This window comes from Parafrankia sp. EUN1f, assembly GCF_000177675.1.
In the GTDB taxonomy this organism is placed as follows: domain Bacteria; phylum Actinomycetota; class Actinomycetes; order Frankiales; family Frankiaceae; genus Parafrankia.
The window spans coordinates 1-17934 of record NZ_ADGX01000059.1; the positions used below are offsets into that span (position 1 = coordinate 1).

Below are 17934 nucleotides of genomic sequence, written 5' to 3' on the forward strand. Positions count from 1 at the left end.
CCGGCCGGGTCGCCGCGCGGCTGCCGGTCGAGCTGCCACCCGCCGGTTCCCGCCGTGAGCTGCTCGCGACGCCGGAGTTCGTCCGGCTGCGTGACGCCCTGCTGGCCCACCTGGAGGGCTGACGTGACCCGCCTCAAGGAGTCGCTGCGCCAGTACGGTCCGGCCGGCGTGATCGTTCTGGCCGTGCTCGGCGCGTGGAAGCTGGCCACCTCCGTCTTCGGTGTCGAGGAGTACATCCTGCCGGCGCCGGACGAGGTGATCACCACCCTGATCGACCGCTGGGACCGCACCCTGTCCAGCGCGACCTGGGTGACGCTCAAGGAGGTCGTCGTCGGCTTCGCCATCGCGGTGGCCGCCGGGCTGCTGATCGCCTGCGCGCTGCACTTCTCGGCGATCGCCCGCCGCGCGATCTACCCGCTGCTGATCGGGTCGCAGACCATCCCGGTCGTGGTGATCGCGCCGATTCTCGCGATCATCTTCGGCTACTCGATCACTCCGAAGCTCATCCTGGTCGCGCTGCTGTGCTTCTTCCCGATCGTCGTCGGCACGCTGGACGGGCTGGCGGCGGTCGACCCGCAGCTCACCCGGATGATGCGCACCCTGTACGGCAACCGCTGGTCGATCTTCCTGCGGGTCGAGTTCCCGTCGGCGCTCCCCTCGATGTTCACCGGCCTGCGGCTGTCCGCGGCCTACGCGGCGACGGCCGCGGTGTTCGGCGAGTACTCCGGCTCCACGGACGGGCTCGGCCACGTGATGCGCCAGGCCGTCCCACAGCTGCAGAGCTCCCTCGTCTTCGCCGCGATCACCCTGCTCACCGCGATGTCGGTGGCCCTGTTCGTCCTCGTCACCCTCCTGGAAAACGTCCTGGTCCCGTGGGCCAAGGAAGGCAAGAACAGATGAGAGCCAAGCGTTTGGCCGGCGGTGTGGCGGCTCTGCTCGCCGTCACCCTCCCGCTCGTCGCCTGCGGGAGCGATGACAGCTCCTCCGACGGCGAGGCACTGCGCAAGACGACGGTCCTGCTCGACTGGGACCCGAACCCCGACCACGTCGCGCTGTACACCGCCAAGGAGGCGGGCTACTTCGAGGACGCGGGCCTTGATGTGACCTTCCAGCCGCCGTCCGACCCCTCGGACCCGACGAAGCTGGTCAGCACCGGGAAGATCGACATCGGCATCTCCTACGAGCCCGAGACGATCATCTCCGGCTCGCAGGGCCTGGACGTCGTGGCCGTCGGCGCGCTGATCCCGACGGCGCTGCTGTCGGTCATGGCGAACGGGGACTCGGAGGTCAAGTCCGTCGCCGACCTCGCCGGCCACACCATCGGCACGCCCGGCCTGCAGACCAACGACGCGTTCCTGAAGACGATCCTCGCCAGGAACAACATCGACCCGGCGTCGGTGAAGTCCGTCAACATCGGCCAGGACCTGATGGCGGCGATGGTCGCCGGCAACGTCGACGCGACGCTCGGCGCCTACCGCAACATCGAGGGCGTCATGATGACCGACCAGGGCCTGAAGCCCACGATCATCCCGGTCACCGACGCGGGCGTGCCGGACTACGACGAGCTGGTCATCATCGCGCAGGCCAGCCGGCTGAAGTCGGACCCGGCCTACCAGAAGCTCATCCGTGACTTCCTGTCGGGGCTCGCCAGGGGCAACGCCGACGTGATCGCCGATCCGGCCGCGGCATCGGAGATCATCGCCGCCGAGGCCGAGGGCTACGACGAGGCGATGGTGCCGAAGATGATCGACGCCACCGTGCCGCTGCTGAAGAACGACAAGGGATTCGGCCAGCAGGACGTCTCCGACTGGCAGGCGTTCGCCGACTGGATGAAGTCCGAGGGGCTCATCGACAAGGCCGTCACCGCCTCGGACGTCGTCACGAACGACTACCTGCCGGCCGGCTCGGCCAGCTGAGGCGGCGGACGGGCCGGCCCGTCGACCGGGCCGGCCCGTCCGACCTCGACCAGCGTCAATCCAGGCCGCACCGAGCAAATCCAGGCCGCGCCAACCCAGACCCAGGCCGCGCCAACCCAGACCGCCCCAGCCCCCCGCCCAGTCTCGGCCGGTGACCCTCGTCCGTCCCGCGATCGAAGGAGATCCACCCCCATGAGCACGCCCGCCGGAACGTCGGCAACAGCCCTCGCGGAGAAGGTCTCCGCGCAGATCCGCACCGACGAGCTCGTCGAGCTCGTCCAGCAGGTCTGCCGCATTCCCAGCGTGCTCGGCGAGGAGGGGGAGCTGGCCCGGTTCCTCGCGCAGACCATGAAGGAGCTCGACTTCGCGGCGGTCGACCTGCAGACGGTGCTGCCGGACCGGCCGAACGCGGTCGGCGAGGTGTACTTCGGCCCGGGCCGGCGCGTGGTGCTCACCGGCCACCTGGACACCAAGCCCGTCGCCCACGGCTGGACGGTGACCAGCCCGTTCTCCGGCGAGCTCCTCGACGGCAACGTCTACGGGCACGGGATCATGGACATGAAGGCGGCGCTGGTCTGCCAGATCGTCGCGATCGCAGCGGTGCGGGCCAGCGGGCTGCCGGTCAGCGGCACGGTCGCGATGGCCGCCGTCTCCGACCACATGGGTGACCAGCTCGGCTCGATCGCCTACTTCGACGAGTACGCCGCCGACCTGTGCGTGCTCGGCGAGCTGTCCGACAACGAGATCTTCCTCGGCCACCGGGGACGGTACTACTTCGACATCACGACCCGCGGCCGGACCGCGCACACCTGCCACAAGCCGCTCGCCGTCAACGCGAACATGCTCGCCGCGCACGCCGTGCTGGAACTGGACGCCTCCCGGCTCATCCCGTCGATCGAGGACTGGGTCGCCAACCTGTTCGGCCCGGAGACCTACATGGCACCCGGGCGGATCTACGGCGGGCTGCCACCCGGCGGCCCGTCGGCGATCCCGGACGAGTGCGTGATCCGGGTCGACTGCCGCCCGCAGCCCGGTGTCAGCGTCGAGGAGGTCCGCGCCGAGATCGACCGCTGCCTGGCCCGGGCACTCGCCCGTGAGCCGCGCTTCGCCGCCGACGTGGTGCTCGCCGACGTCAAGAACGGCTACCTGGCCGGCCCGGACGACGAGGTGGTGACGCTGATGAGCAGCGCGCTCGGCGCCGTGCGCGGCGGGGTGACGCCGAAACTGTCCGCCGCCGGCTGGCTCGGTGACACCGCGAGCTTCGGCCACAAGGTCCCCACCGTCATCTTCGGGCCGGGCGGCGAGCCGGTGTACTGCCCCGACGAGCACCTGAGCGTTGACGACCTCGTCGAGGCGACCCGCGCCTACGCGACCTTCGTCGCGCTCGCGCTCGCGTCGGGGTCGGCGTGAGCGCAGCCGGGGCGGCGCCCGGCGGCCGGCCGGCGCGGGTGCTGCTCGCCAAGCCCGGCCTCGACGGCCACGACCGGGGCATCAAGGTGATCGGCATGGCGCTGCGCGACGCGGGCGCCGAGGTGATCTACCTGGGGCTGCGCCGCTCCGTCACCGAGATCGTCGCCGCCGCGCGGGACGAGGACGCGGACGTCATCGGCATCTCGGTGCTCTCCGGCGCGCACCTCGCGCTGACCAGGGCGCTGCTCGCCGAACGGGACGCCGCCGGGCTCACCGACATCCCCGTGACGGTCGGCGGCACGATCGGCGCGACGGACGCGGCGACCCTGCGCGAGCTGGGCGTCGCGGCGGTCCACGGCGTCGGCACGCCACTGCCGGAGGTCGTGGCGACGGTCCTAGGGCTCGCCGCGGCGACCAGGGAGCTCGCCGCGGCGACCAGGGCGGCGGTGGCCGGATGACCGCGCCGCGGCCCGATCGCGAACAGGCGGGAGTGCTGCCTGCCCGCACCGACTCCGGCGTTCCCGTCCACCTGGTCTACGGGCAGGACGACCTCGCCCCCGGCCTGACCGAACGGCTCGGCCCGCCCGGCGGCGCCCCGTACACCCGGGGCCCGTACCCGACGATGTACCGGGAAAAGCTGTGGACGATGCGTCAGTACGCTGGCTTCGGGTCGGCCGAGGACGCCAACGCCCGCTACCGCTATCTGCTCTCCCAGGGCCAGACCGCGCTGTCGGTCGCCTTCGACCTGCCCACCCAGCTCGGCTACGACTCGACGGACCCGATGGCCGAGGCCGAGGTGGGCCGGGTCGGGGTCGCCATCGACACCGCCGAGGACATGGTGCGGCTGTTCGACGGGCTGCCGCTGGGCGAGCTCTCGGTGAATCACACGATCAACGCGACCGCCCCGGTGATCCTCGCGTTCTTCCTGGTCGCGGCGGAACGCCAGGGCGTGCCGTTCGACCGGGTCGCCGGCACGACGCAGAACGACCTGCTCAAGGAGTTCCTCGCCCGCAAGACCTACATCTATCCGCCGGCGGCGTCGCTGCGGCTCGTCGGTGACGTCGTCGCCTTCGCCGCCGAGCACCTGCCCCGGTTCAATCCGGTCTCCATCACCGGGTACCACGTCCGGGAGGCCGGCAGCGACGCGGTGCAGGAGCTGGGCCTGGCGCTCGCCTCCGCGATCGCCTATGCCGAGGAGATCACCCGCCGCGGCCTGCCGTTCGACCGCTTCGCCGGTCGGCTGTCCTTCCACTTCTCGGCCACCCTCGACCTGTTCGAGGAGGTGGCGAAGGTCCGGGCGGCGCGGCGGATGTGGCACCGGATCGCCACCGAACGGTTCGGCGCGACCCGGCCGGAGTCGGCCCGGATGCGCTTCTTCTCCGGCTGCTCCGGCACGGTCCTCACCGCCCAGCAGCCGCTGAACAACGTGGTCCGCTCGACGATCTCCTGCCTGGCGGCGGTGCTCGGCGGTGCCCAGTCGGTGCATGTGATGGGCTGGGACGAGGCGCTGGAGATTCCCAGCGAGGAGTCGGTGCGCCTGGCCCTGCGCACGCAGCAGATCGTCGCGCACGAGTCCGGGGTGACCCGCACCGTCGACCCGCTGGCCGGCTCCTACTACGTCGAGTCGCTCACCGACGAGCTGGAACAGCGCGCGTTCGCCCTGATCGAGCGGATCGACGCCGGCGGCGGCATGGTAGCGATGCTGGCCGAGGGCATCCCGCAGCGCTGGGTCGCGAAGACGGCCTACCAGACCGAACGCGAGCTGGTGGACGGCACCCGGGTCAAGGTCGGCGTGAACCGGTACACCGACGACGCGGACACCGACGCCGATCCGCGGCTGTTCGAGCCGGACCCGTCCGCCCAGGAACGCGCCCGCGACCGGCTGCGCGAGCACCTGCGCAACCGCGACGGCGCCGCCGCGGCGGCGGCCCTGGCCGGGCTGGCCGCGGTGCTGCGCTCGGACGCGAACGTGATGCCCGCGCTGCTGGACTGCGCCCGTGCCGGCGCGACGATCGGCGAGATCAACGCCCTGATGCGGGCCGAGTTCGGCGAGTACCGGGAGCCGGCGCCATGGTGAACGGCGGTGTGCCGGACGGCGGTGTGCTGGACGGCGGTGTGCTGGACGGCGGTGTGCTGGACGGCGGTGTGCTGGGCGGCGGCGTCCCGGGCGGCGGTGTGCCGCCGCTCGCCGGGGTCCGGGTCGTCGACCTCACCCGGTTCGTCTCCGGCGCCTACACCACGATGATGCTCGCCGCGCTCGGCGCGGACGTCGTCAAGATCGAGCCACCGGACGGTGGCGACTCCTACCGGGCCCAGGCGACCGCCACCGTGGCCGACCGCTCCGCGCTGTTCCTCTCGCTGAACAACGGCAAGCGCAGCCTTGCCCTCGACCTGCGCGCGCCGTCCGGGCAGGCGGCACTGGAACGACTGCTCGCCGGCGCGGACGTGGTCGTCGAGAACGCCCGGCCGGGCGCGCTCGCCCGCTACGGGCTGGACGCCGCCGCGGTGCTCAGCCGGCACCCGCGGATCGTCTACGGATCGGTGTCCGGCTACGGGCAGACCGGCCCGGACGCCGCCCGCGGTGGCTTCGACCTGATCCTGCAGGCCGAGGCCGGCCTGATGAGCGTCACCGGGACAGCCGGGTCGGGACCGGTGAAGGTCGGCGCGCCGCTGCTCGACGTCGGCGCCGGCATCTGCTGCGTCACAGGGATCCTGGCCGGCCTGCTGCGCCGCGCCGGGACCGGCCGCGGGGGGCACGTCGCCTCGTCCCTGCTGGAGTTCGCGCTCGCGGGCCTGACCACCCCGGCCTCGGCGTTCTTCGCGGCGGGCGAGATCCCCTCGCGGCTGGGCACACACTCGCCGGCCTTCGCGCCCTACGGCGCGTTCCGCGCCCGCACCGGCGAGCTGGTCCTCGCCGGCGCGGGCAACGAGGGGCTGTGGCGGCGGCTGTGCTCGACGATCGGCATACCCGAGGCCGTCGACGATCCGGCGTTCGCCACCAACGCCGACCGGGTCCGCAACCGGGACGTGCTCACCGCCCGCATCGAGCAGGCGCTCGCCGCGGATGACGCGCCCGCCTGGGTGGCGCGGCTGGAGGCCGCCGGGGTACCGGCCGGCCTGGTCCGCGACGTCGGTGAGGCACTCACCTCGGCGCAGGCGGCGGCGATCGGCGCGGTGGCGACGGTCAGCGCCGGCGACGGCTCGCCCTACCAGGCGGTGACGGTGCCGGTACGGGCCCCCGGACCGCTGCCTTTCCCCTCCGGCGCGCCTGACCTCGGCCAGCACACCCGCGCGGTGCTGCGCGAGGCGGGGCTGAGCGACGCCGAGATCGACGAACTGCACGCCGCCGGCACGATCCTCGACGCCTCGATCCCGGCCGGGACGACCGGCGCGACCGGGGGTGGCGGGTGAGCGCCCACGGCACCGGGGCCGCCGCGCTCGGGCGCGCGGGCGACACGACGGAACAGCCGGCCGGTGTGCGCGAGGGGCTGGCCGGTGCGCCCGGGCTGCCGGCGGATGCGCCCGACCTGCTGTCCGGTGCGGCCGAGCGGGTGATCGTGCGGACGGAGCGGTTGTGCCTGCTGCCGGCTCCACCGTTCGGCGAGGCCGCGCGGGCGGCGGTCGTCGCCGACTGGTGGCGGGCGGACGGTCTCGCCGAGGTGCGCATCGACCCGACCGGCAACGTGTGGGGGCTGGCCCGCCGCGGCGCGGGCCCGGCGGTGCTGGTCGCCGCCCACCTGGACACGGTGTTCGGCCCGGACGTCGAGCACGGTGCCCGCCGGCAGGACGGGCGGCTGGTCGGCCCCGGTGTCGGTGACGACACGATCGCCGTCGCCGCGCTCGCCGAGCTGCCCCGGCTGCTCGAAGCCGAGCTGGTGGGCGCCGCGCAGGCCCGTCCGGTGTGGGTGCTCGCGACGGTGGGTGAGGAGGGCGTCGGCAACCTGGCCGGCATCACCGCGGCGCTCGCGGATCCGCCGGCGCCGGTTGGAGCCGTGATCGCCGTCGAGGGCAACTATCTGGGCCGGGTGACCGTGACCGGAGTCGGCTCGGTTCGGTTCGCGGTGACGGTGACAGGACCGGGCGGGCACGCTTGGGAGCGGTCCGCGACACCGAGCGCGGTGCACGCGGCCGCGGAAATGGTTTCCCGGCTCGCCGCCCTGGCTGCGCCGCAGGCCGCCGAAGGCGCTGGCGTCGGTGGGCGGACCGCGGTGAACGTCGGGCGGATCTCCGGCGGGGAGGCGATCAACATCCGGGCGGCCAGCTGCCGTTTCGAGGTCGACCTGCGGGCCGACACCGCCGCCGGACTCGCCTGGCTGGAACGGCGGGCCCGGCCGGTCATCGAGGAGCCTGGCGCGGAGCTGGCCGTCGAGGCCAGGGAGATCGGCCGCCGGCCGGCCGGCGGGATCCCGGCCGAACACCCGCTGGCCGCGGCTGCCTTCGCCGCGCTGGCCCGCCGCGGGCTGGCGGCCCGGACCCACGCCGCCAGCACCGACGCGAACGCCGCCTACGCCGCCGGCATCCCGGCGATAACCATCGGGATCACCCACGGCGAGCGCGAGCACACGATCGACGAATGGATCGACCTGGCGCCGGTGGCGGACGGCCTCGCCGCTCTGGCTGACACCGCGGCGCGAGCCGCGGCCGTTGCTGACACCGCGGCGCAAGCCGCCGCCATGGCTGACACCGCGGCGCAGGCCGCACGGACCGACGGGAGTGAGCGGGATGCGTAGCGGAGTGGTGCTGCAGGGAGTCGACACCCCTGCCGTCTTCGAGTCGTACGTCGCCGAGATCGAGCGCTCCCGGTTCGACCACCTGTGGTTGACGGACTCCTCGCTGCACAGCCGCAACCCGTACGCCTACCTCACCCTGGCCGCGCGGGCGAGCAGCCGGCTGCGGCTGGGCACGGCGGTGACGAACCCGCTGACCCGGCATCCGGGGATCACCGCCGTGGCGGCGGCGACCGTCGACGAGATCGCGCAGGGGCGCTTCATCCTGGGTATCGGCTCCGGCGACCGGCCGCTGGAAGCGTTCGGGATGCGCCCCGCGAAGCTGGCCGTCCTGGAGGACTCGATCGTCGCGATCCGCGCGCTGCTGCGCGGCGGGGACGTCGACCAGACCTCGGCGGGGTTCGAGCTGCACGACGCCCATCTGCGGTTCGGGGCCCGGTCCGACATCCCGGTGTTCATCTCCGCGAGCGGGCCGAAGACCCTGGAGCTGGCCGGCCGGGTGGCCGACGGGGTGATCCTGCTCGCCGGCCTGCACACCGACGGGATCCGGTTCGCGCTGGAGCACATCGATCGCGGCGTCGAGGCGGCGGGTCGTTCGGCGCGTCCGCACGTGGCCGTGTTCGCCTACGGCCGGATTGACGAGGACGAGCAGGCGGCGCTCGCCGCCGCCCGCAGCATCGCCGCGTGGTTCCCGCAGACGGCGCCGGTGTACTGCGAGCTCGCCGGGCTGGACCGGACGCTGATCGACGAGGTCCGCCGGCGCTACACGGGCGGGGAGTTCCAGGAGGCGGCCGCGGCGGCCGAACTGCTGCCGGACGAGTTCGTCCGGCGGATGGCGCTGTCCGGCAATCAGGAACGGACCGTGGCCCAGCTGCGCGGGCTGGCCGCCGCCGGCGTCGACTCGGTCAACGTCTTCCCGCTCGGTGCCGACCGGATGGGCACCGTCGCCCGGTTCCGGCAGGCGTTCGACGCGGCTTTCGGCGCCCGGACGGAGGCGCTGGCGCGGTGATGACGACGAGCGGAACCGGCGTACCGGGACGGTGACGGCATCATGACCGATGTCGTACAGGTCGGTCACCGCACGCGCCATCGTGCGGTCGTGGAAGGAAAGTCTTTGTCCAGGTCAGAGAGGGAACCGGCGGCGCGCCCGCGGCCGCGCCGCCGGGCAGGCGAGCGTCATGGCTGAGCGTTCGGCCCAGCCGGCCGACGAGACCCCGCACCGGCAGCTCAAGGACGTCGTCTACCTGCGCCTGAAGCAGGAGATCGTCGACCTGCGGCTGCCGCCGGGCTACCCGATGCGGGAGGCGGAGCTCGCCGGCCGGCTCGGGGTGAGCAAGACCCCGCTGCGCGAGGCGCTGGTGCGGCTGCAACGGGAGCGGCTCGTCGAGATCGTGCCCTACAAGGGCGCCGCCGTCTCCGGCTACGACCGGGACGACCTCAAGGAGATCTACGAGCTGCGGGAGCTGCTGGAGGGCGCCTGCGCGCGCGAGGCCGCGGTGCACATCAGCGCCGCCGACCTCGCCGAGCTGACCAAGGTGGTCCGCACCAGTGAGCGGGCCTGGGCGGCGGGCGAGCTGGACGGGCTGCCCGAGCTGCTGGAGGCGTTCGACCGGGTCATCTACGGACAGACCCGTAACCGGCGGATCCGCGAGATGATCGAGAACCTCGGTGATCATCTGGTTCGGATCGGCAACCTCACCGTGGCGATCCCCGGGCGGCTGGAGGTCTCCGTCCGCCAGCACAGCGCGATCCACGAGGCGATCGTGCGCCGCGACCCGGGAGGCGCCGAGCGTCTCATGCGGGAGCACGTCACCAGCGTGATGGCCGACCAGCTCGCCGCCTTCGACCCGGATGACCCGGGCGTGTGGACCGCGCGGGCGGCCCGGCGACCCGGCACGTAACAGCTGATCGATTCCACGACGCAGGGAGCAGGTGGTCAAACCGATGTCCGAGCGCATCCTGATCCGTAACGGAACGGTGCTCACCCTCGACGACGCCGACACCGTCCACTTCGGCGGTGACGTCCTCATCGAGGGTGACCGGATCGCCGCGGTCGGCCCGACCGGATCGTTCGACGGCGCCGCCGTCGGCAGGGGTGGGGGTGGCGGCGGGGTCGAGGCGCCCGTGACCGTGCTGGACGCGACGGACAAGCTGGTCATGCCCGGCCTCGTCGACCTGCACTACCACACGGCGATCGCGAAGGGCTACAGCGATCACCTGCCGCTGTGGGAGTACCTGGACACCTGCTGGTACCCGATCATCCGCGCGCTCGACCCGGAGGCGGCGTACTGGGCCGCGCTGGCCAGCTACGCGGAGTCGATCAAGGGCGGGGTGACCACCGTCAACGACATGTACCGCCAGCTGGAGGCACTGTCGAAGGCCGCCTCCGAGATCGGCATCCGGGCGGTGCTGTCGAACGACGTGGCCGACGCCGAGCACAACCTCGACACCCTCGAGGACAACCACCGCGCCTACACCGCCTGCCACGGCGCCGCCGACGGCCGGGTCGAGGTGTACATCGGGATCGAGTGGCTGCCGATCGCCTCCCGGGAGCTGCTGCGCGACACCCGGGCGCTCGCCGACCAGCTGGGCACCGGTATCCACATCCACCTCAACGAGTCCCTGTCCGAGGTGGAGAACTCGAAGGCCCGCTTCGGCCTCCGGCCGACCGAGGTCGCCTACGAGACGGGGATCCTCGGCCGCGACACGATCGCCGCGCACTGCGTGTGGCTGTCGGACACCGAGATCGCGCTGATGCGGGAGACGAACACGCAGATCTCCCACAACCCGAGCTCGAACGCGAAGCTCGGCAACGGCATCGCCCGGCTGCCGGAGATGCTCGCCGCCGGGCTGAACGTCGGCCTCGGCCACGACGCGGCCGAGTGCAACAACAGCCGCGACATGTTCGAGGTGATGAAGTTCGCCTCGCTGATGCACCGGGCGAGCCGGGTCGACTCCAGCCTCGGCCAGGCGCCGGACGTCGTCCGGATGGCGACCCGCAACGGGGCGGCGGCGTTGGGGCACCAGACCGGGCAGCTGGTCGCGGGACACAAGGCCGACGTCATCCTGGTTGACCTCAACAACACGATGTTCACGCCACGCAGGGCGAACGACGTCGCCCACCTGTATTCCCACCTCGTCTACTCGGCGAACGGCTCGTGTGTCGACACGACGATCATCGACGGCCGGGTGGTGATGGCCGGCCGCGAGTTGACGCTGGTCGACGAGGACCTGATCCTGCGTGAGTCGAACAAGGCATTCGCCCGGGTGCTGGCCCGGGTGGAGGACGCCGGCGCCGAGCTCGCGATCCCGCCCACCCCGTCGGCGGCGGCATGACCCCGGCCCCGGCTACAACCGCGCCTACGACTGCGGCTGGGCCTGTGGTGCCCGTGGCCACCGTCGCCAACGTCCTGGACCGGTGCCTGGCGGTTGGCCGGGGCGAGGAGGTCGTGCTCCTCACCGACGCGGAGACCGACCCGGCGGTGGTCGCCGCCCTCGCCGCCGGCATCGAGGAACGCGACGCGGTGTGCGTGATCGCCCGGGTGCCGCGTTACCAGGTGCCCGGCAGCGAGCCGCCGAGCTCGGTCGGGGCGCTGCTCGCCGAGGCCGCCGCGGCGATCGAGCTGACGTCGACGTTCATCGGGTCGTCGACGGCGCGCCAGGAGGCGTCCCGCGCCGGGACCCGTTACCTCGCGATGCCGGCCGTACGGGCCAGCACATTCCGCACTGGGGGCCCGCTGGACGTCGACTTCGACGAGCTGCGCCGCACGGTCGAGGTGCTCGCCGCCGCCTGGGCGGGCGCCGACACCTACCGGATCACCAGCCCGGCCGGCACCGACATCACCGGCTCCGTGCGTGGGCGCGGCGGCCGGGCGCTGCACGGCATCGCCCGCGAGCCGGGCGCCTACATGGCGCCGCCGGATGTGGAGGCCGGCACCGCGCCAGTCGAGGGCAGCACCGACGGTGTCGTCGTCATCGACGCCGACCTGCTGTTCATGGGCGTCGGGCCACTGCCCTCCCCGGTCGCGCTCACGTTCCGTGGCGGCCAGCTGGTCGACATCGCGGGGGAGCAGGCCGGCCGGCTCACGGACATGATCGACCGGGTCGCCGACCCACGGATGTCGAACCTCGCGGAGGTGTCGGTCGGGCTGAACCCGAACGGCCGGGTGTGCGGGGTCGCGATGGAGACCGAGTCGACGCTGGGTACAGCACATATAGCCCTCGGTAACTCGATCGCGTACGGCGGGACCGTCGCCGCCGCGGCCCACCTGGACTGCGTCCTCCGCGCCGCGACGCTGTACCTCGACGGACGTCCCGTCCTGGTGGAAGGGGCACTTGCCGATGACCTCGAAGTCGGCTGAGCGGATCCTGGTCGTCGGCGACCCGGTGGTCGCGCTCGACGAGCAGACGCTGATCCCCGACGGAGCCGTCATCGTCGAGGGCTCCACCATCGTCGCGGTGGGCCCGCGGGAGCAGCTGGCCGCCCGCGGCCCGTTCGACCGGGTGATCGGCTCCCGTGACCACCTCGTCATGCCCGGCTTCATCAACTGCCACTACCACTCGGAGCTCGCCGCCGGCCCCGGCCTGTACCAGTTGATCTTCGAGCGGGCCAACGTCCACATTCACTCCTCCTACGGCCCGATGGACGAGGAGGACCTGGCCACCGTCCTGCGCTGGGGGCTGGTCCAGGCGATCAAAGGCGGGCAGACCGGCGCCGTCGACATGTTCTACGGCCGCCCCGCCATGCCCGACTTCGGCGCCGAGGTCGCGCTCTCGGTGTACGACGAGATCGGGTTCCGGGTCGCGTTCGGCCTGGTCAGCCGGGACCAGAACACCTACGTCCACGAACCGGACGAGGCCTTCCTCGCCCGGCTGCCAGCGGACCTCGCCACCCGGGTGCGCCAGTCGCCCATGGGCTACGCCTGGCCGGTCGACGACGTGATGGCCAGCTACGACCGGCTGGTCCGCCGCTGGGACGGCCGGGGCGACCGGATCCGGGTGCTGCTCGCGCCGGACTGGACGCCGGCCTGCTCGGACGATCTCTACCGCCGCTGCCGCGCCGCCGCCGACCACTACGGCACCGGGATCACCTCACACGTGCTGGAGACCCGCGCCGAGGCGCTGTGGAACGTCCGCACGCACGGCCGCCCCGCGCTGGAGCGGCTCGCCGACCTCGGGGTGCTCGGCCCGGACCTGGTCTGCGCGCACTTCGTCTGGGTGACCGACGACGAGCTGCGGATCTTCGCCGACTCCGGTGCGGTCGCCTCGAACAACCCCGGCTCGAACCTGCGGCTGTCGTCCGGTATCTGCCGGGCCAGGGACATCCTCGCCACCGGCGGGCGGCTCGCGTTCGGCACCGACGGGATCTCGTTCACCGACCGGGAGGACTTCTTCGCCGAGCTGCGACTGGCCACCATGCTGGCGCGCGACCCGCGGGTGTTCGACGAGATCCGCCTCGACTCGGCGGGCGTGCTGCGCGCGGCAGGGGAGAACGGCTCCCGGGCGCTGCGGATGGAGGGCCGGGTCGGCCGGCTCGCGCCCGGGACGTTCGCGGACCTGCTGGTCGTCGACACCCGGCGCATCCTGTTCCCGCCCGGCCGGTACGACTCCACCCCGGTGCTGGACGTCCTCGTCGACCGGGCGAGCGCCGCGGACATCGACACCGTGCTCATCCACGGCAAGGTGGTCATGGCGGGCGGCCGGGTCACCGTCGTCGACGAGGACGCGCTCGTGGACCGGCTCGCCGAGGTGGGGGAGCGGCGCCTGTACCGGCCGACCGCGGACGAGCGGCGCTGGGCGGCGCTGGGCGCCGAGGTCGAACCGTACGTCCTGGACTTCTACCGGCCCTGGTACGAGACGCGGCACGAACCGGCGTCGGTCTACAACGCCCGCCGCCTCCAGGCCCCGCCCGATCCGGTCCCGACCGAATCGAAATCGAATCGATGACGAACGGACGACGAGTGAAATGATCATCGACGCGCACACGCACATCCTGAGCCTGGCCGAGGACCACGAGTTCAACACGGACTACGGCCGTGAGGGCTCGCTGTGCATCTACCGCAGCCTCGGCAAGGTCCCCTCCCACCGGATGCCGACGGAGGAGGAGTGGGAGGACAGCGGGTACTCCCGGGCCGGCTGGCCGGTGATCGGGCCGGCGGAGAGCATCAGGGACCATCCCGGCTTCGACAAGATGATCGTTCTCGGTGTCTCGCCGCAGTTCCTCGACGGCGAGCTGATCGGGACGGTGGACACCTACGGGATCACCGACGTGCCCGGACCGCCGAGCCCGGAGAAGTGCAACGACTACATCGCGGCGGTGGTCCGTTCCGACCCGGAGCGCTTCATCGGCTTCGCGTCGGTGAACCCGGCCTACCGGGGGCCCCGGGCGGCGGTCGCCGAGCTGCGGCGATCGGTCGAGGAGCTCGGGCTGTCCGGGGTGAAGCTCTACCCGATGTACCAGCACTGGTCACCGCAGGACCGGGAGATCGCCTTCCCGGTCTTCGCCGCCGCGGCCGACCTCGGCATTCCGGTGATGGTCCACCAGGCGGGATCCACCCGTATCGACGCGCGGATGGACTTCGCGCGCCCGGCGATGCTCGACGACGTCGGCCGGGAGTTCCGCGACCTGCGTGTGATCATCGCGCACTGCGGGATTCCGTGGATCGACGAGGCGCTGTTCATGCTCACCAAGCACCCGAACTTCCACACCGATATCTCGTACCACATCGCCACCGTGACGGACGAGGAGTTCTATCGTTTCCTCATCCATTGCGAGCAGTTCTTCGTCCCGCTGGAGAAGCTTCTTTTCGGCAGCGACTACCCGGGATTTCTCTATGATCCGGTCAAACTGAAGGACAAGGTCCTCGGCGTGAACGAACAGGCCGACCGGCTCGGGCTGCCGAGGATTCCGCAGGAGAAGCTGGACGGCATCATGGGCGACAACGCCGCCCGCCTGCTCGGCCTCCTCCAGGCCTGACCGCCGTTCCTCCATCCGGCCTCACCTCACCCCGCGTGCGTCCGTCGCACGATCGAGGGTGTACTGGGCGTCGGTATATCACCGCCCGGGCCGCGATTCATCGGCCTGGCACCCGCGGGAGACATCGCTTTTACCGGATCCGCCACCCATCCGTATACGTCTCAACTGAGGACCTGTGGCAGACTCCGGGTAGATAAGATCTGATATCTCATGTTCAGGATTCCGTCAGGTCGGGACCCGAGGAAGGCCGCTCGCCATGTCAGAGAAGACCCCGAAGGTCGTCATAGTCGGAGCAGGTTCCGCCGGGCTCATGCTCGCCGACGGAATAGCGGACCGCGCCGACGTCACGATCGTGGAGGGCGGGATCGACCCGGGCAGCCCGGCACCGCGCCAGATGCTCTACGACTACATCTTCCCGGCCAGCCTCGACTGGGGTTACCGGTCGACGGCGGGCGTTCCACTGCTGCGGGGCAAGGTCGTCGGCGGCTCCTCCTCGGTCAACTCCAGTGCCGGGGTGCGCGGCCAGCAGTGGGACTTCGACCCCTGGGGCGAGGGGTGGACCTGGGCCGACTGCCTGCCCACGCTGCGGGCCAACGAGACCGACCTCCAGTTCGGCGATGCCGACTACCACGGCGACTCCGGCCCGATCGTGATGACGCGACTCAAGCCGGGTCCGATCGACGACGCGTTCACCGCCGCCTGCCTCGCCGCGGGCCACCCCGAGGCACCGGACCACAACGCCCCGGGCACGCTCGGCATCGGCCCCTGGCCGACGAACCGGGTCGACGAGGGCCGCTGGGGCACCCTGGCCGGTGTGATGCCGGGACTGCGCGGGCGGGTCACCCTGCTCGCAGAGACGACCGCGCACCGGGTGATCATCACCGGTGGACGGGCGCGCGGTGTGGCGGTCACCGGAGCCGGGGAGAGCGGCACCCGCGTCCTGCCGGCGGACGTCGTCGTGCTGTCCGCCGGGGCGTTCGGGACACCGGAGCTGCTCGTCTCCTCCGGGGTGGACCTGCCCGGTGTCGGCGAGCATCTGCAGGACCATCCGTGGGTGATGCTGAACGCCCTGGCCGACCCGGATCTGATCGCCGAGCGCCCGGTCAGTGGTTCGCTGCTGCGCTTCGGCCTCGGTGGCGACCCCCTCGAGGAGATCCAGGTCTTCCCGTTCTCCGCGCATCTCTACGACACGTCCCGGCCGGTGGGCGAGGTGTCGTTCGCCGTCGGGCTGATGGCCCCGCGCAGCCGCGGCTCCCTGCGGGTGACGCCGGAAGGGACCGCGATCGACCTGGGCCACCTCGTCGAGGAGATCGACCGTCGGAGCCTCGCCGAGGGCGTGCGCATCGCCGCGGACCTGCTCGACCGGGTCGCCGCGACCGGCATCGTCACGATTCCCGACAGCCCGTGGTGGCGCGCGGACGATCTGGAGGAGCAGCTCGTCGCCCGGGCGGAGACCTACAACCACCCGGTCGGCACCGCCCGGCTCGGGGATGACGACGACCCGACCGCCGTGGTCGACCGCCGCCTGCGGGTGCGCGGCGTCGACGGTCTGCTGGTCGCCGACGCCTCGGTGATGCCGGCGATCACCCGGGCGAACACCAATCTCGCCACCATGATGATCGGCCGCCGGGCCGCCGACCTGATCGAGCTCTGAGCTCACCGCCGCACGAAACGCCGGGCGGGGCCGGCAGCGCCCCCGCCCGGCGGCCCCTGAGCGCCCGGGTATCGGCCTCGCCTCGCCACATCTCGCCCGCCGGTCGGCGGGCCGGCCCGCTGGCGCGCCGGTCGTCCCGGTCAGACGGAGCAAGGTGGACGGAGCAAGATGGTGCGGTGAGTGGATTCGGTCTGGTCGCATCACCCGTCCTGGCTGGCGCGCCGATCGTGCGCGACGGCCTGCTCCGGCTGGACTCGGCGCGGCGGGAGGCGAGCTGGGCCGCCGCGCAGGTCGTCGTCACCGACGACCGGGGCCGGTTCCCGATCGACCAGGCCGACGGCCCGCCTCGGCTGCGCACCTACGACGCGGCGGAGATCGCCGCCGCACCACCGTCGGACGCACTGCTGCTCGGCGAGGCCGACAGCGTCGTCTACTGGGGGATACGCGCCCCAGCCCCATCCGTGGCCGACTTCGGCGGCGACGACCCCGCGCAGTGGCTGGACCTGTTCACGGTGGGCGCCGACTTCCCCGCGGTGCACGCAGCTCTGGCGGCCACCGCGACCGCCCTGCTGAACTGGCACGGCCGGGCCCGCTTCTGCGCCCGCGACGGCTCGCCCACCCACGTCACCAACGGCGGCTGGGCCCGGGTGTGCGAGGCCGAGCAGCACGAGGAGTACCCGCGCACCGACCCGGCCGTGATCTGCCTGGTGCACGACGGCGCGGACCGGGTGCTGCTGGCCCGCCAGCGGGTCTGGCCCGCCGGTCGCTTCTCGGTCCTGGCCGGCTTCGTCGAGGCCGGGGAGTCACTGGAGGCCTGCGTCGCCCGCGAGATGGCCGAGGAGGTCGGGGTGGCCGTCCGTGACATCGGCTACCTGGGCAGCCAGACCTGGCCCTTCCCGCGATCCCTCATGATCGGGTTCCAGGCCGTCGCGGACCCCGAGGCGCCGCTGCGCCTGGACGACGAGGAGATCGTCGAAGCACAGTGGGTCACCCTGGACGAGCTGCGCCCGGCCCTGGCTCGCACCGCCTGGCCCGCCGCCGGCACCACCGCGGACGGCCAGCTGTACCTGCCCGGCCGCCTGTCCATCGCCCGAACGATGATCGATGCCTGGGCCCTGGCCCGCACAGCCCCCAGCATCCCGCCGCAGCCACCCGACCCAGCCGGCGTGTGAGGCCTTGGCCGTCAACCTGGCCGTCAGTCGTCCCGACGATGTCGCCTGAGCGATCTGGCGGGAGGGGAGTTTAGCGGGA

General features: G+C 72.4%; 15 protein-coding genes. All 15 read left to right on the forward strand.

Features of this window, described 5'->3' with window-relative positions:
- Nucleotides 1-123 precede the first annotated feature (123 nt).
- The 15 genes from FREUN1FDRAFT_RS18675 to nudC all read left to right on the forward strand — a co-directional run bounded on the left by FREUN1FDRAFT_RS18675 (nt 124) and on the right by nudC (nt 17855).
- Nucleotides 124-900 carry an ABC transporter permease gene (locus FREUN1FDRAFT_RS18675; RefSeq protein ID WP_006541695.1) on the forward strand — a complete coding sequence of 259 codons (777 nt, stop codon included), beginning with the start codon at nt 124-126 and terminating at the stop codon, nt 898-900.
- Nucleotides 897-1916 carry an ABC transporter substrate-binding protein gene (locus FREUN1FDRAFT_RS18680; protein ID WP_006541696.1) on the forward strand — a complete coding sequence of 340 codons (1020 nt, stop codon included), beginning with the start codon at nt 897-899 and terminating at the stop codon, nt 1914-1916. The genes FREUN1FDRAFT_RS18675 and FREUN1FDRAFT_RS18680 overlap by 4 nt, the downstream gene beginning before the upstream one ends.
- A 192-nt stretch (nt 1917-2108) precedes the next feature.
- Nucleotides 2109-3326 (forward strand): M20 family metallopeptidase, encoded by a 1218-nt coding sequence (locus FREUN1FDRAFT_RS18685; RefSeq protein WP_006541697.1) that lies wholly within the window; start codon nt 2109-2111, stop codon nt 3324-3326.
- Entirely contained in the window at nt 3323-3784 is a 462-nt protein-coding gene (locus FREUN1FDRAFT_RS18690; protein ID WP_006541698.1) for a cobalamin B12-binding domain-containing protein, read from the forward strand. The genes FREUN1FDRAFT_RS18685 and FREUN1FDRAFT_RS18690 overlap by 4 nt, the downstream gene beginning before the upstream one ends.
- Nucleotides 3781-5403: a methylmalonyl-CoA mutase gene (locus FREUN1FDRAFT_RS18695; protein ID WP_006541699.1), complete on the forward strand. Its 1623-nt coding sequence runs from the start codon at nt 3781-3783 to the stop codon at nt 5401-5403. Before FREUN1FDRAFT_RS18690 ends, FREUN1FDRAFT_RS18695 begins: the two co-directional genes overlap by 4 nt.
- Entirely contained in the window at nt 5397-6737 is a 1341-nt protein-coding gene (locus tag FREUN1FDRAFT_RS18700; RefSeq protein ID WP_006541700.1) for a CaiB/BaiF CoA-transferase family protein, read from the forward strand. Before FREUN1FDRAFT_RS18695 ends, FREUN1FDRAFT_RS18700 begins: the two co-directional genes overlap by 7 nt.
- Nucleotides 6734-8056 carry a M20/M25/M40 family metallo-hydrolase gene (locus FREUN1FDRAFT_RS18705; protein WP_006541701.1) on the forward strand — a complete coding sequence of 441 codons (1323 nt, stop codon included), beginning with the start codon at nt 6734-6736 and terminating at the stop codon, nt 8054-8056. Before FREUN1FDRAFT_RS18700 ends, FREUN1FDRAFT_RS18705 begins: the two co-directional genes overlap by 4 nt.
- Nucleotides 8049-9062, forward strand: coding sequence for an LLM class flavin-dependent oxidoreductase (locus FREUN1FDRAFT_RS18710; protein WP_006541702.1), 1014 nt, complete (start codon nt 8049-8051; stop codon nt 9060-9062). Before FREUN1FDRAFT_RS18705 ends, FREUN1FDRAFT_RS18710 begins: the two co-directional genes overlap by 8 nt.
- Nucleotides 9063-9231: 169 nt before the next feature.
- A complete protein-coding gene (locus FREUN1FDRAFT_RS18715; protein WP_006541703.1) occupies nt 9232-9954 on the forward strand; it encodes a GntR family transcriptional regulator in 723 nt (240 codons plus the stop codon).
- A 43-nt stretch (nt 9955-9997) separates the two neighbouring features.
- Nucleotides 9998-11389: an amidohydrolase gene (locus FREUN1FDRAFT_RS18720; protein ID WP_006541704.1), complete on the forward strand. Its 1392-nt coding sequence runs from the start codon at nt 9998-10000 to the stop codon at nt 11387-11389.
- A 53-nt stretch (nt 11390-11442) separates the two neighbouring features.
- Entirely contained in the window at nt 11443-12414 is a 972-nt protein-coding gene (locus FREUN1FDRAFT_RS18725; RefSeq protein WP_050795923.1) for an aminopeptidase, read from the forward strand.
- Complete coding sequence (locus FREUN1FDRAFT_RS18730; RefSeq protein WP_006541706.1) at nt 12395-13999, forward strand: amidohydrolase family protein; 1605 nt, start codon at nt 12395-12397, stop codon at nt 13997-13999. Before FREUN1FDRAFT_RS18725 ends, FREUN1FDRAFT_RS18730 begins: the two co-directional genes overlap by 20 nt.
- Before the next feature lie 19 nt (nt 14000-14018).
- Nucleotides 14019-15029, forward strand: coding sequence for an amidohydrolase family protein (locus tag FREUN1FDRAFT_RS39925; protein ID WP_006541707.1), 1011 nt, complete (start codon nt 14019-14021; stop codon nt 15027-15029).
- A 256-nt stretch (nt 15030-15285) separates the two neighbouring features.
- Nucleotides 15286-16683: a GMC family oxidoreductase gene (locus tag FREUN1FDRAFT_RS18740; RefSeq protein WP_006541708.1), complete on the forward strand. Its 1398-nt coding sequence runs from the start codon at nt 15286-15288 to the stop codon at nt 16681-16683.
- 176 nt (nt 16684-16859) lie between these two features.
- Nucleotides 16860-17855, forward strand: a complete 996-nt coding sequence (gene nudC / locus FREUN1FDRAFT_RS18745) for an NAD(+) diphosphatase (protein WP_006541709.1) — start codon at nt 16860-16862, stop codon at nt 17853-17855.
- Nucleotides 17856-17934: the final 79 nt, after the last annotated feature.

Excerpts from the sequence above, each read along its gene's own strand:
- FREUN1FDRAFT_RS18680 (WP_006541696.1), top strand. The coding sequence starts at position 897 with ATGAGAGCCAAGCGTTTGGCCGGCGGTGTGGCGGCTCTGCTCGCCGTC.
- FREUN1FDRAFT_RS18685 (WP_006541697.1), top strand. The coding sequence starts at position 2,109 with ATGAGCACGCCCGCCGGAACGTCGGCAACAGCCCTCGCGGAGAAGGTC.
- FREUN1FDRAFT_RS18695 (WP_006541699.1), top strand. The coding sequence starts at position 3,781 with ATGACCGCGCCGCGGCCCGATCGCGAACAGGCGGGAGTGCTGCCTGCC.
- FREUN1FDRAFT_RS18700 (WP_006541700.1), top strand. The coding sequence starts at position 5,397 with ATGGTGAACGGCGGTGTGCCGGACGGCGGTGTGCTGGACGGCGGTGTG.
- FREUN1FDRAFT_RS18710 (WP_006541702.1), top strand. The coding sequence starts at position 8,049 with ATGCGTAGCGGAGTGGTGCTGCAGGGAGTCGACACCCCTGCCGTCTTC.
- FREUN1FDRAFT_RS18715 (WP_006541703.1), top strand. The coding sequence starts at position 9,232 with ATGGCTGAGCGTTCGGCCCAGCCGGCCGACGAGACCCCGCACCGGCAG.
- FREUN1FDRAFT_RS18720 (WP_006541704.1), top strand. The coding sequence starts at position 9,998 with ATGTCCGAGCGCATCCTGATCCGTAACGGAACGGTGCTCACCCTCGAC.
- FREUN1FDRAFT_RS18730 (WP_006541706.1), top strand. The coding sequence starts at position 12,395 with ATGACCTCGAAGTCGGCTGAGCGGATCCTGGTCGTCGGCGACCCGGTG.
- FREUN1FDRAFT_RS39925 (WP_006541707.1), top strand. The coding sequence starts at position 14,019 with ATGATCATCGACGCGCACACGCACATCCTGAGCCTGGCCGAGGACCAC.
- FREUN1FDRAFT_RS18740 (WP_006541708.1), top strand. The coding sequence starts at position 15,286 with ATGTCAGAGAAGACCCCGAAGGTCGTCATAGTCGGAGCAGGTTCCGCC.